This is a genomic window from Amycolatopsis sp. NPDC004169 (assembly GCF_040610315.1).
Classification (GTDB): domain Bacteria; phylum Actinomycetota; class Actinomycetes; order Mycobacteriales; family Pseudonocardiaceae; genus Amycolatopsis.
Genome location: NZ_JBEXMD010000004.1, coordinates 140709 through 155803 on the forward strand (window position 1 = coordinate 140709; position 15095 = coordinate 155803).

Below are 15095 nucleotides of genomic sequence, written 5' to 3' on the forward strand. Positions count from 1 at the left end.
TCCCCATCACTCGTCGCCGAAAGCCAGTTGCACGAGGTCGTCGACACCGAGGTCGGCGATCGACGGCTCCTCGGTCGCGGCGGACGCCAGCGCGTGCCGCAGCCGGTCGCCGTCCCCGTTGTGCCCGCCGTGGCCGTTGTGCCCGTTGGTTTCCGGCACCAGCCGGGCACTCAGGTAACGGGCCACGGCCACCGGGTTCGGGTAGTCGAAGACCAGCGTGGCGGGCAGCTTCAACCCGGTCGCCTCGCGCAGCCGGTTGCGCAGTTCCACCGACGTCAGCGAGTCGAACCCGGTGTCCTTGAACGCCGTGTCCGGGCGCACCGCGTCCGGCCCGTCGTAGCCGAGCACCACCGCGACCTGCCCGCGGACCAGGTCGACGAGCTTCGCCTCCCGCTCGGCCGGAGCGAGCCCGGCCAACCCGGAGTCCACAGTGGACACCGAGCGGGCCTGGCCGCGGGCCGGCCGCACCAGACCGCGGAACAGGACCGGCACCGTGCTCGCCCGCACCGCCGCGAGGTCGAGCTTGATCGGCACGAGCAGCGACTCGGCCGTTCGCAGCGCGAGGTCGAACAGCGCCAGGCCCTCGGCCTGGCTCAGCTCCAGGACGCCGTTGCGGCTCGCCCGCGCGTGGTCGACCTCGCTGAGGTGGGCGGCCATGCCGCCGCTGCGTTCCCAGAGGCCCCACGCGAGGGACAGGCCGGGCAGGCCCGCCGCCCGGCGCCGGGCCATCGCCGCGTCCAGGTAGGCGTTCGCCGCCGCGTACGGCCCCTGGCCACCACCGCCCATCACGCCCGCGACGGAGGAGAACACGACGAACGCGCCGAGGTCCCGGTCGCGGGTCAGCTCGTCGAGGTGCTGCGCGGCGTCGACCTTGGCGGCGTAGACGTTCGCCAGCTGGTCCGGGGTGAGCGCCTCGATCACGCCGTCCTCGAAGACGCCGGCGGTGTGCACCACCCCGGTCAGGTCCGGGAGGTCCGCGAGGACCCCGGCCACCTGGTCGCGGTCCGAGACGTCACAGGCCACGAAGGACACGTCCGCGCCGGGCAGGTCGCTGATCAGGTCCTTCGCGCCGTCGGCGTCCAGGCCCTGCCTGCTGGCCAGCACGAGTTTCCGCACGCCGTGCCGGGCCACCAGGTGCCGGGCCACCAGCGCGCCCAGAGCGCCGGCACCCGAGATCAGCACCGTGCCGTCCGGGTCGAACGCGGCGGGCGTGTCCGCGAGCCGGGTGGCGCGGGCCAGCCGGGGCACGAGGAGGGTCGTGCCCCGGACCGCGAGCTGCGGCTCGCCCGAGGCCAGGACGGTGTCCACGGGGAGGTCGCCGTCGGTGTCCACCAGGACGATCCGGTCCGGGTGCTCCGCCTGTGCGGACCGGACCAGGCCCCACACCGCCGCCGCGGCCGGGTCGGTCAGCGTGTGGTCGCCCCCGGCGGGCACGGCCCCGCGCGTGACGACGACCAGGCGTTCCGCTTCGGGTCCGGCCAGCCACGACTGGAGCTTCTCGAGGACGCGGGTGGTCGCGGCCAGCGCGGAGTCGCCTCCGGCCACCTCCAGGACCTCGGCGTCTTCTGCGGTGGCCGTCGGCCGTCCCACCGGCAGCTCGGTCCAGTCGACGCGGAACAGCGCGTCGTGGCCCGAACCGGCCGCGGCACCCAGCTGCTCGGCCGAGACCGGCCGGGAGACCAGGGATTCCATGGTCAGGACCAGGCCGCCGGTTTCGTCGGCGGCGGCGACGGACAGCGCGTCCGGACCGCTCGGCGAAAGCCGGACCCGCAGGGCCGAAGCGCCCGCGGCGTGCAGGACCAGGCCGTTCCACGCGAAGGCGAGCACCGGCTCGCCCGGCTCACCGCCGACCGTCGCGGCCTGCAGAGCCGCGTCGAGCAGCGCCGGGTGGACGCCGAACCGGCCCGCGTCCTTGCGCAGGTCCTCGGGCAGGGCGACCTCGGCGAAGACGTCGCCGTCTCGCCGCCAAGCCGCCCGCAGCCCCTGGAACGCCGGCCCGTACCCGTAACCACGGTCGGCGAGGTCGGTGTAGAAGGTCTCGACGTCGATGCGTTCGGCGTCCGCGGGCGGCCAGGCCGCGAAGTCGAAGTCCGGGTCCTCGGCGGTCTCCGACGACAGCGTGCCGGTGGCGTGCCGCGTCCAGCTCCCGCCGTCGCGCTGGGAGTAGATGTCCACCGTGCGCGAGCCGGCCAGGTCCGGGCCACTCAGCGCGACCTGGACGCGGACCGCGCCCGCACCGGGCACGACCAGCGGCGCCTCGATGATCAGCTCGTCGAGGGCGGTGCAGCCGGCCTCGTCGCCGGCCCGCACGGCCAGCTCGGCCAGCCCGGAACCCGGCAGGATCACGACGCCGCCGACCGCGTGGTCGGCCAGCCACGGGTGCGTCCGCACCGACAGCCGCGAGGTGAAGACCAGGCCGTCGGACTGCGGCAGCTCGACGACCGCGCCCAGCAGCGGGTGGTCGGCGGCCGCCTGGCCCAGCGAGGCCGCGTCGGTCGCGGACTCGGCGGGCCGGAGCCAGTAGTGCCGGTGGTCGAAGGCGTACTTCGGCAGGTCGACCCGGCCCGCGCTCGGCAGGACCGCGGTCCAGTCGAGCGGGACACCCCGCACGAACAGCTCGGCCATCGACGTCAGCAGGCGGCGCAGGCCGCCGTCGTCGCGGCGCAGCGAGCCGGTCACCACCGCGTCGTCACTGAGTTCGCTGAGTGGCTGGACCAGCACCGGGTGCGCGCTGACCTCGACGAACACGCCGTGGCCCTGGCGGACCAGCTCGGCGACCGCCGGGCCGAAGCCGACCCGGTTGCGCAGGTTGCGGTACCAGTACCCGCCGTCGACGACGCCGGCTTCGGTGATCCAGTCACCGGTGAGCGTCGAGAAGAACGGCACCGCCGGTGCCTGCGCGGTGATCCCGGCCAGGGTTTCGGCCAGCAGCTCCTCGATGGCTTCGACCTGGTTGGTGTGGGACCCGTAGTCCACGGCCACCCGGCGGACGCGGACGTCCCGGCCGGACAACGCTTCGACGACCTCGTCCAGAGCGCGGGCTTCCCCGGCGATCACCACCGAGCCTGGGCTGTTGACCGCGGCCACCTGGACCCGGTCGGCCCACGGCGCCAGCCACGCGGTCGCGTCCTCTTCGCTCAACGCGACCGAGGCCATGCCACCGTGCCCGGCCAGCCGGGCCGCGATCGCCTGGCTGCGCAGGGCCACCACCTTCGCCGCGTCCTGCAGCGACAACGCACCGGACACGCAGGCCGCGGCGATCTCGCCCTGCGAGTGCCCGACGACGGCGTCCGGCCGCACACCCGCGGACTGCCACACCGCGGCGAGGCCGACCATCACCGCGAAGCTCGCGGGCTGCACCACGTCGACGCGGTCCAGCAGATCGGCGTCACCCCGCAACACGTCCGGCAGCGACCAGTCCACCCACGGTTCCAGCGCGGCCGCGCACTCGGCGACCCGCTCGGCGAACACCGGGGACTCGTCCAGGAGCTGCCGTCCCATGCCCGCCCACTGCGAGCCCTGCCCCGGGAACACCCAGACGGTCTTGCCGGGCGACCCGGCCCGGCCGGTGACGACCGCGGCCGTGCCTTCCCCGCGGGCCAGCGCTTCCAGGCCCGTCACGGCTTCTTCGCGGGAGCCCGCGACGACGACCGCGCGTTCGGTCAGCGCGGCCCGGTCCGTCACCAGCGCCCTGGCCACGCCGGCCAGGGACTCCGCACCCGCGACGAGCCCGGCGAGGCGCCCGGCCTGGCCGGCCAGTGACGTCGTGCTCCGCGCGGACACCACGACCGGCACCACGGGCGCCACGGGCATTTCGGGGGTCGGCACCGGCTCTTCGGCGGGCGCCTCCTCCAAGATGAGGTGCGCGTTCGTGCCGGAGACGCCGAACGCGGACACCCCGGCCCGGCGCGGACGGCCGGTGCGCGGCCACGCCCTGGCCTCGGTCAGCAGCTCGACGGCACCGGCGGACCAGTCCACCTCGGGCGTCGGCCGGTCGACGTGCAGCGTCGGCGGCAGGACTTCGTGCCGCAGCGCCTGGACCATCTTGATCACGCCCGCGACCCCGGCGGCCGCCTGCGCGTGGCCGATGTTCGACTTGAGCGAGCCGAGCCACAACGGCGTCTCGCGGTCCTTGCCGTACGTGGCCAGCAGCGCCTGCGCCTCGATCGGGTCACCCAGGGTGGTTCCGGTCCCGTGCGCTTCCACGGCGTCCACATCGGACGGTGCCAGCCCGGCGCTCACCAGCGCCCGGCGGATCACCCGCTGCTGCGACGGCCCGTTCGGGGCGGTCAGGCCGTTGGAGGCGCCGTCCTGGTTGACCGCGCTGCCGGCCAGCACGGCCAGGATCCGGTGACCGCGTTCGCGCGCCACCGACAGCCGTTCCAGCACGAGCACGCCGACGCCCTCGGCCCAGCCGGTGCCGTCGGCCGCGGCGGCGAACGCCTTGCAGCGGCCGTCGGCGGCGAGACCGCGCTGGCGGGAGAACTCCACGAACGCACCGGGGTTCGCCATCACCGTCGCGCCGCCGGCCAGCGCCATCGAGCACTCGCCCTGCCGCAGCGACTGCGCGGCGAGGTGCATCGCGACCAGCGACGACGAGCACGCCGAGTCGATGGTCACCGCCGGGCCTTCGAAGCCGAACACGTACGACACGCGGCCGGAGGCCACGCTCGACGACCCGCCGGTGCCCGCGAAGCCCTCCAGCTCCGGGGTGACGACGCTGTCGCCCGGCGCCACGTAACCCTGGCCGAACATGCCGGTGAACACGCCGACGTCGTTGCCCTTGGGCGAAAGCGGGTCGACTCCGGCGTCCTCCATGGCCTCCCAGGAGGTCTCCAGCAGCAGCCGCTGCTGCGGGTCCATGGCGACGGCCTCACGCGGCGAGATGCCGAAGAAACCGGCGTCGAAGAGCCCGGCTTCGTGCAGGAACCCGCCGTGCTGCGTGTAGGTCTTGCCGGGGGTGGCCGGGTCGGGGTCGTACAGGCTGTCCATGTCCCAGCCGCGGTCGGTCGGGAAGCCCGAGACCGCGTCGCGGCCTTCGGCGACCAGCCGCCAGAGGTCCTCGGGGCCGGCGACACCGCCGGGCAGGCGGCAGGCCATGCCGACGATGGCGATCGGCTCGTCGAGGTCGGCCTTCGCGGTCACCGTGGTCACCGGCGTCGCCGCCGCGCCACCGAGTTCTTCGCGCAGGAACTTCGCCAGCGCCTGGGGGTTCGGGTAGTCGAAGACCAGGGTCGCGGGCAGCTTCAGCCCGGTGGCGGTCCGCATCCGGTTGCGCAGCTCGACCGCGGTCAGCGAATCGAAGCCGGCGTCCTTGAACGCGGTGTCCACCCGGACGGCGTTCGCGTCGGCGTGCCCGAGCACGGCCGCCACCTGGGCCCGGACCAGGTCCAGGAGCAGGGTGAGCTGGTCGGCCGGGGCGAGCCCGGCCAGCCGTCCGGCCAGTCCGCCGTCCACAGTGGACGCTGCCGTGCGGGCCTGCTGACGGCCCGAACGGACCAGGCCACGCAGCATGTGCGGCACCGCCCCGCCCGCGTTGGCGTCGGCCCGCACCCCGCGCAGGTCCAGCTTCGCGGGAACGAGCAGCGGCTCGGTCGAGGCCAGTGCCGCGTCGAACAGGTCCATGCCCTCGGCCTGCGTCATGATCTGCAGGCCACCGCGGCGGCTCATTCGGGCCCGGGTGGCCTCGTCGGTGTTGGCGGCCATGCCGGTGCTCTGGTCCCAGAGCCCCCACGCCAGCGACAGGCCCGGCAGGCCCGCCGCCCGGCGGTTCGCCATCAGGCCGTCCAGGAACGCGTTGGCGGCGGCGTAGCTGCCGCTGCCCGCGCCCATGAACACGGCGGAAACCGAGGAGTAAACGACGAAAGCGTCGAGGTCCCGGTCGCGGGTGAGGTCGTCCAGGTGCCGGACCGCGTCGACCTTCGGGGCGAACACCCGGGCCAGCCGCTCGCGGTCGAGCGTCCCGATGACACCCGCGTCGAGGACACCGGCGGTGTGCACCACGGCGGTCGGCCGGTGCTCGTCGAGCAGGGCCGCCACCTGAGCGCGGTCGGAGACGTCGCAGGCCACCACGGACACGTCCGCAGCCAGCTCGGCGACCAGCTCCGCCACGCCATCGGCGTCCGAGCCGCGCCGGGATGCCAGCACCAGCTTCCGCACGCCGTGGCGTTCGACCAGGCGGCGGGCCACCAAGCCGCCGAGCGCACCGGCGCCCGAGATCAGGACCGTCCCATCCGGGCGGAAGACGGCGGCGCCGCTGTGTTCCGCGCGGGCGATCCGGGGCACGAAGTACTTCCCGCCGCGCACCGCGACCTGCGGCTCGTCGCTCGCGAGGACCGCACCGAGCGGGATCTCGCCGTCGGTGTCGAGCAGGACGATCCGGTCGGGGTTCTCCGCCTGTGCGGCCCGGACCAATCCCCACACGGCTGCCCCGGCCGGGTCGGTCACCTCGCGGACCGCGCCGCGGGTCACCACGACCAGCCGGGCTTCCTCCGCCGCGTCGGCGAGGAACGTCTGCACGGCTTCCAGCACCCGGACGGTCAGGTCCAGGGGCTCCTCGCCGAAGGCTTCGACCACCTCGACCCGATCCGGCACCGCCTTGTCCACAAGAGACACTTCGGTCCAGTCGACCCGGTACAGCGAGCCGGCGCGGGTCTTCGCGGCCGAGAGTTCCCGGCCCACCACCGGACCGGCCGTGACGACCAGGCCACCCGTTTCGTCGGCCGCTTCGAACGAGACGCCGGGTACCAGCCGCACCCGCAGGGCCGAGGCGCCCGCGGCGTGCAGGACCAGGCTGTGCCACTCCGCCGGCTCCTCGTCGTCCGCGAGGACCGGACGCACGGCCGCGTCCAGCAGCACGGGGTGGATGCCGAACGCGCCGGCGTCTTCCGGCAGGGTGACCTCGGCGAAGATCTCCTCGCCGCGCCGCCACACACCATCGACCTGCTGGGCGCCGGCCGGGGGCCAGGCAGTGAAGTCGAACGGCTCGTGCGCCGGAGCCGTGGCGGACAGGTGCCCGGTGGCGTTCCGGGTCCAGTCTTCGTCGCCTTCGCGCTGCGAATACACCTCGACCGCGCGCTCGCCGCTCACGGTCACCTGCACCCGCAGGCCCCCGCTCTCCGGCAGGACCAGCGGAGCTTCGACGGTCAGTTCGTCGAGCACCGGGAACCCGGCTTCGTCGCCGGCCCGCACGGCCAGCTCCACCAGCGCGGCGGCCGGGACGCCGTCGGCCAGCCACGGGTGCGTCCGCGCCGACAGGCGCGAGGTGAACACCAGGCCGCCGGACTGCGGCAGCGGGAGCACGGCCCCGAGCAGCGGGTGATCGGCGCCGGCCAGGCCGAGCGCGGGCGCGTCGGCCGCGGCGGGCGGGCTGAGCCAGAAGTGCTGGTGGTCGAAGGCGTACGTCGGCAGTTCGACGCGCGCAGGCGGCGCCGTGGTGGCCCAGTCGACCGGGACACCCCGGACGAACAGCTCGGCCATCGAGGTCAGCAGCCGCCGCAGCCCGCCGTCGTCGCGCCGCAGTGTGCCGGTGACCACGGCCTCGTCGCCGATCTCGCTCATCGGCTGGACGAGCACGGGGTGCGCGCTGACCTCGACGAACACGCCGTGGCCCTGCTCGATCAGCGCCGCCACGGCCGGGCCGAAGCCGACCTGGTTGCGCAGGTTCCGGTACCAGTAGCCGCCGTCGACGACCCCGGCTTCGGTGATCCACTCGCCGGTGACGGTCGAGAAGAACGGCACCACCGGCGCCTGCGCGGTGATCCCGGTCAGGGTTTCGGCGAGGGTGTCCCGGATGTCTTCGACGTGCCGGGTGTGGGACGCGTAGTCGACCGCGACCCGGCGGCCGCCGAGGGCTTCGACGGCCTCGGTGAGCGCTTCGGCGTCGCCCGCGATGACCACCGACGCCGGGCCGTTGACCGCGGCGATCTCGACGCGCCCGTCCCACGGCGCGAGCCGGGCGGCCACCTCGTCGTGGCTCAGCTGCACCGAAGCCATGCCCCCGCGGCCGGACAGCTCCGCCGCGATCGCCCGGCTCCGCAGCGCAACCACTTTCGCCGCGTCCTCAAGGGACAGTGCTCCGGACACGCAGGCCGCGGCGATCTCACCCTGGGAGTGGCCCAGGACCGCGTCCGGCACGACCCCCACGGAAGCCCACACCGCGGCGAGCCCGACCATCACGGCGAAACAGGCCGGCTGCAGCACGTCGACCCGGTCCAGGTCGCCCCCGCCCCGCAGAACGTCCACAAGGGACCAGTCGATCCACGGCTCGAGCGCGGCCGCGCACTCCTCGATCCGCTCGGCGAACACCGGGGACGTCTCCAAGAGCTCCCGGCCCATGCCCGCCCACTGCGTGCCCTGGCCGGGGAACACCCAGACGGTCTTGCCCGGCATCCCCGCGATCCCGGTCACCAGCCCGGGCGCGCTTTCGCCGCGGGCCAGCGCGGTCAGCCCGTTCCGGGCCTCCTCGGCCGAACCCGCCACGACGACGGCCCGGTCGGTCAGCACCGCGCGGGTCGAGAGCAGAGCCCCGGCCACGCGGGTCAGCGAGACGTCCCGGTCGAGGAACTCCGCCAGCCGGCCGGCCTGTCCGGCCAGTGATCCGGCGCTGCGCGCGGAGATCACCACGGGCACCACGCCGTCGGGCACGTCCGCCTCGGGGGCCTCGTCGGCGGGGGCCTCTTCGAGGATCAGGTGCGCGTTGGTGCCGCTGATGCCGAACGAGGAGACGCCGGCCCGGCGCGGGTGGCCGTTGCGGGCCCACTCGCGGCCCTCGGTCAGCAGCTCGACCGCGCCCGCGGACCAGTCCACCTGCTTGGTGGGTTCCTGCACGTGGAGGGTCGGCGGCAGGGTGTCGTGCCGCAGCGCCTGGACCATCTTGATGACGGCGGCGACCCCGGCGGCGGCCTGGGTGTGGCCGACGTTCGACTTCAGCGAACCCAGCCACAACGGCGTCTCGCGGTTCTTGCCGTAGGTGGCCAGCAGCGCCTGCGCTTCGATCGGGTCGCCCAGCGCGGTGCCCGTGCCGTGCGCCTCGACGACGTCCACTTCGGACGGTGCCAGCCCGGCGGCCGCCAGCGCGCTGCGGATCACCCGCTGCTGCGACGGCCCGTTCGGGGCGGTCAGGCCGTTGGACGCGCCGTCCTGGTTGACCGCGCTGCCGCGCAGGACCGCCAGCACGCGGTGGCCGCGTTCGCGGGCCACCGAAAGCCGTTCGAGGACGACGATGCCGACGCCCTCGGACAGCACCGTGCCGTCGGCGCCGTCGGCGAACGCCTTGACGCGGCCGTCCTCGGCCATGCCGCGCTGGCGCGACATGCCGATCACGCCGATCGGCGAGCCCATCACGGCGACCCCGCCGGCCAGCGCCATCGAGCACTCCCCCGCCCGCAGCGCCTGCGCGGCGAGGTGGATGGCGACCAGCGACGACGAGCACGCGGTGTCCACCGTGACCGCGGGGCCCTCGAACCCGAAGGTGTAGGACACGCGGCCCGACGCGACACTGCCCGCGGTGGCCGTGGTGACGAACCCTTCGAGCTCGGCGGGCATGTTGCTCAGTGACTCGAGGTAGTCGTGGATGGAGACGCCGGAGAAGACGCCGACGGCTTCACCGCGGGTCTTCGTCGGGTCGATGCCCGCGCGCTCCAGCGCTTCCCATGACGCTTCCAGCAGCAGCCGCTGCTGCGGGTCCATGGCCAGGGCTTCCCGCGGCGAGATGCCGAAGAAGCCGGGGTCGAACAGCGCGGCTTCGTGCAGGAAGCCGCCCTGCCGGATGTAGGCCGTGCCGGGGCGTTCCGGGTCCGAGTCGAAGAGGCCGTCGAGGTCCCAGCCGCGGTCTTCGGGGAACGCCGACATGCCGTCGCGGCCTTCGGCGACCATCCGCCACAGGTCGTCGGGGCTCAGCACGCCGCCGGGCAGGCGGCAGGCCATGCCGACGATGGCGATCGGCTCGTCCGCGTCCGCCTTGGCCGTCACGGGGGTGGCGGGCGCGCCCGCGACCGTCTCACCCAGCTCCTCGCGCAGGTGGCGGGCGAGGGCCAGCGGCGTCGGGTAGTCGAACACGAGCGTGGCGGGCAGTTTGACACCCGTCGCCGCGCTCAGCCGGTTCCGCAGCTCGACCGCGGTCAGCGAGTCGAAGCCGAGGTCGCTGAACCCCTTGGTGCCCTGGGCCAGTTCGGGGGCGTTGAAGCCGAGCACCGCGGCCGCCTCGGCCTGGACGATGCCCAGCAGCACGGCTTCCTGTTCCTCGGCGGGCTTCCCGGCGAGCTTCTGGACCAGGCCGCCACCACCGCTCGCGGCCGCCGTCCGCGTCACCCGGCGGCTCGCGCGGACCAGGCCGCGCAGCAGGTGCGGGACCTCCCCGCCGGTGCGGAGGGTCTTCAGGTCGAGCTTGATCGGGACCAGCAGCGCCTGCTCGGACGCCAGGCCGATGTCGAAGCTGTCGAGGGCTTCGGCGGGCGTCATGGCCAGCACGCCGCCTCGGCTCATCCGTGCCTGGTCGGTCGCGGACAGGTGCGCGGTCAGGCCGTCGGCCTGCTCCCACAGGCCCCACGCCAGCGACACGCCCGGCAGCCCCGCCGCGCGGCGGCCGGCCATCAGGCCGTCGAGGAAGGCGTTCGCCGCCGCGTAGTTGCCCTGCCCGGCCGAGCCCATGAGCGCGGCCGCGGAGGAGAACACGACGAAGGCGTCGAGGTCGCTGTCGCGAGTCAGGGCGTCGAGGTGCCGGACGGCGTCGACCTTGGGGGCGAACACCCCGGCCAGCCGCTCCCGGTTCAGCGCCCCGATGACGCCGTCGTCCAGCAGGCCGGCCAGGTGCACGATGCCGGTCGGGCGGTGCTCGGCCAGCAGCGCGGCGACCTGGTCGCGGTCGGAGACGTCGCAGGCGACCACGGACACCGCCGCGCCCTGCCCGGTCAGCTCGGCGAGGAGGTCTTCGGCGGCCACCCCTCGGCGGCTGGCGAGCACCAGCCGCCGGACGCCGTGCCGGGTCACGAGGTGCTTGGCCACGAGCGCGCCGAGCGAGCCGGTGCCGCCGGTGAGCAGGACCGTCCCGTCCGGACCGAACACCGCGGGCGCGTCGGGCACCTCGCCGGCGGCGCGGGACAGCCGCGGGACGGAGAAGGCGCCACCGCGCACCGCGACCTGCGGCTCGCCGGTGCCCAGCACCGCACCCAGCGGCAGCTCGCCGTCGGTGTCGACGAGGACGATCCGGCCGGGGTTCTCCGCCTGCGCGGCCCGGACCAGGCCCCACACGGCGGCTCCCGCCGGGTCGGTCACCTCGCGGACGGCACCGCGGGTCACGACGACCAGCCGGGCTTCTTCGGCCGCGCTTTCGAGCCACGACTGCACGGCTTCCAGCACCCGGGTGGTCAGGTCCAGCGGCTCGCCGCCGAAGGCTTCGAGCACCTCGGCGTGGTCCGTGGCCACGCTTTCGGCCGCGGGCACGTCGATCCAGTCGACCTGGAACAGCGAGTCGCGTTCTTCGCCGGCCGCGGTCTCCAGCTGCGCCGCGGAAACCTCGCGGGACACCAGCGAATCCATGGTGACGACCAAGCCGCCGGTCTCGTCCGCGGCCTGGAACGTCAGCGCGTCCGGACCGCCCGGCGCGACCCGCACCCGCAGCGCCGACGCCCCGACGGCGTGCAGGACAAGGCCGTTCCAGGCGAACGGCAGCACGCTGCGCTCGTCGCCGGGGTTGGCGAAGGCGTTCGTGTGCAGGGCCGCGTCCAGCAGCGCCGGGTGGAGGCCGAACTTGCCGGCGTCCTCGCGGTGGTCGTCGGGCAGCGCGACCTCGGCGAAGACCTCGTCACCGCGCCGCCAGACCGCCCGCATGCCCTGGAACGCGCCGCTGTAGGCGTAGCCGCGCTCGACCAGATCGGAGTAGAACGTCTCGACGTCGATCGGCTCCGCCCCGGCGGGCGGCCAGGCGGCGAAGTCGAAGCGGTCCGGCTCACGGGCGGCCGACTCGCCGAGCAGGCCGGTCGCGTGCCGGACCCACTCGTCACTGTCGTCCCGCATGGAGAAGACGTCCACCGCGCGCGACCCGGTTTCGTTCGGCCCGCTGACCGCGACCTGCACCCGGACCCCGCCGCGTTCGCCCAGCACCAGCGGCGCCTCGATGACGAGCTCTTCCAGGACGCCGAAGCCGAGCTCGTCGCCGGCGCGCAGTGCGAGGTCGACGTAGACCGTGCCGGGGATGAGCACGACCCCGCCGATCGCGTGCCCGGCCAGCCACGGGTGCGACTTCAGCGACAGCCGCGAAGTGAAGACCAGCCCGTCGGACTGCGGCAGCGGCACGACCGCGCCGAGCAGCGGGTGGTCGGCGCCGGCCAGGCCCAGCGAGACGGCGTCGGTCGCCGACCCGCCCAGCTGCAGCCAGTAGTGCTGGTGGTCGAAGGCGTACGTCGGCAGCTCGACCCGCCGGTACGGCGGCAGCACGCCGGTCCAGTCCACGGTCACGCCGTGCACGAACAGCTCGGCCGCCGAGGCCAGCAGGCGCCGGAGGCCGCCGTCCTCGCGCCGCAGCGTCCCGGTGACGACGGCTTCGGAGTCGTCGACGAGCTCGTTGATCGGCTGGACCAGCACGGGGTGCGCGCTGACCTCGACGAACACCCGGTGGCCCTGCTCGATCAGCTCGGCCACCGCCGGGCCGAACCGCACCTGACGGCGGAGGTTGCGGTACCAGTACCCGCCGTCGAGCACCCCGGCGTCGGTCACCCACTCGCCGGTGACGGTCGAGTAGAACGGGATTTCCGGGGCCTGCGCGCGGATCCCGCCGAGCATCTCGGCCAGCGCTTCGCGGGCGGCTTCGACGTGCCGGGTGTGGGACGCGTAGTCCACCGCCACCCGCCGGATCCGGACGCCCTGGTCGTCGAGCGCGTCGAGGGCTTCGTCCAGTGCTTCGGCGTCCCCGGCGATCACCACGGACGTCGGCCCGTTGACGGCCGCGACCTCGACGCGGCCCGCCCACGCCTCGATCCGCGCGGTCGCGTCCTCCTCGCTCAACGCGACCGAGGCCATCCCGCCCCGGCCGGCCAGCGAGGCCGCGATGGCCTGGCTGCGCAGGGCGACCACCTTCGCGGCGTCGTCCAGCGACAGCGCGCCGGACACGCACGCGGCCGCGATCTCCCCCTGCGAGTGGCCGACCACGGCCTCGGGCTCGACACCGAGCGAAGCCCACACCGCGGCGAGCCCGACCATCACGGCGAAGCTCGCCGGCTGCACGACGTCGACCCGGTCGAGCAGGTCGGCGTCACCGCGCAGGACTTCGGTCAGCGACCAGTCGACCCACCGCCCGAGCGCGGTCTCGCACTCGGCGATCCGCGCGGCGAACACCTCCGAGGAGTCCAGCAGTTCGCGACCCATCCCGGCCCACTGCGTTCCCTGGCCGGGGAAGACCCAGACGACCTTGCCCGGCGCACCCGAACCGCGGCCGGTGAGCAGGCCGGGGGCGCTTTCGCCGCGGGCCAGCGCCTGCAGCCCGGTCACGGCTTCCTCGGTCGAACCGGCCACGACGACCGCGCGTTCGCTGAGCGTCGCGCGGCCGGACACCAGCGTCCCGGCGATGTCCGCGAGGGAGCGGTCGCCGACCTCCGCCAGGCGGCCGGCCTGGGCCGCCAGCGAAGCCGCGGTGGCCGCCGACACGACCAGCGGGACCACGCCCGCGGTGGCCGGCTCGTCCGGCACCGGCTCCTCTTCGGGCGCTTCTTCGAGGATCATGTGCGCGTTGGTGCCGCTGGCACCGAACGCGGAGATCGCGCCGCGGCGCGGGTGCCCGTTGCGCGGCCAGTCGCGGCCCTCGGTCAGCAGCTCGATCGAGCCCGCCGACCAGTCGACCTGGGGCGTTGGCGCGTCGACGTGCTGGGTCGCCGGCAGCTGCCCGTGCCGCAGCGACTGGATCATCTTGATCACGCCTGCCACGCCGGAGGCGGCCTGCGTGTGGCCGACGACGGACTTGACCGAGCCGAGCAGGAGGGGGTGCTGCGGGTCGCGGCCCTGGCCGTAGGTGGCCAGCAGGGCCTGCACCTCGATCGGGTCGCCGAGGACGGTGCCGGTGCCGTGCCCCTCCACGGTGTCCACATCGGACGGTGAGAGCCCGGCGGCGGCCAGTGCCTTGCGGATGACGCGCTGCTGGGCGGGGCCGTTCGGCGCGGTGAGGCCGTTCGAGGCGCCGTCCTGGTTGACCGCGCTGCCGCGGATGACGGCGAGGACCTGGTGCCCGCGCTCGCGGGCCACCGAGAGGCGTTCGAGCAGCAGGACGCCGACGCCCTCGGCCCAGCCGGAGCCGTCGGCGCCCGCGGCGTAGGACTTGCAGCGCCCGTCGAAGGCCAGCGCCCGCTGCCGCGCGAAGCCGACGAACCCGCCGGGCGTGGCCATCACGGTCGAGCCGCCGGCCAGCGCCATCGAGCACTCGCCGCGGCGCAGGGCCTGCGCCGCCAGGTGAATCGCCACCAGCGACGACGAGCACATCGTGTCGACGGTGACGGCGGGGCCTTCGAGCCCGAGCGTGTAGGCGACCCGGCCGGAGGCGACGCCGCCCGCGGTGCCGAGAGCGCGCTCCAGGCTCATGAAGCCTTCGAACCCGCTGAGGTCCGGGGCGTAGTCCTGGTGCACGACCCCGGCGTAGACGCCGATGTCGCTGCCGCGCACCGAATGCGGGTCGATGCCGGCCCGTTCGAGGGTCTCCCAGGACACCTCGAGGAGCTGCCGCTGCTGCGGGTCCATGGCCAGCGCTTCACGCGGCGAGATCCCGAAGAACCCGGCGTCGAACTGGGCCGCGTCGTGCAGGAAGGCGCCCTCCCGCACGTACGTCGTCCCGGGGTTGTCGGGGTCCGGGTGGTAGAGGCCCTCGACGTCCCAGCCGCGGTCTTCGGGGAAGCCGGTGTAGACGTCGGCGCCTTCCGACACCACGCGCCAGAAGTCCTCCGGGCCGCGGATCCCGCCGGCGTACCGGCAGGCCATGGAGACGATCGCGATGGGCTCCGCGGCGGCCGCGGTGAGCGCGGCGTTCTCCTGCTGGAGGCGGACGTTCTCCTTCAGCGAGGCGCGCAGTGCGTCAACGATCTGCTCGTTCGGCGCGGACATGTTCTTCCTCCACG

General features: G+C 74.5%; 1 protein-coding gene. It reads right to left on the reverse strand.

Annotated features, from left to right (window positions below; translation table 11 throughout):
• Positions 1-6: 6 nt before the first annotated feature.
• Complete coding sequence (locus tag ABZX11_RS07085) at positions 7-15081, reverse strand: type I polyketide synthase (RefSeq protein WP_354910629.1); 15075 nt, start codon at positions 15079-15081, stop codon at positions 7-9.
• Positions 15082-15095 lie beyond the last annotated feature (14 nt).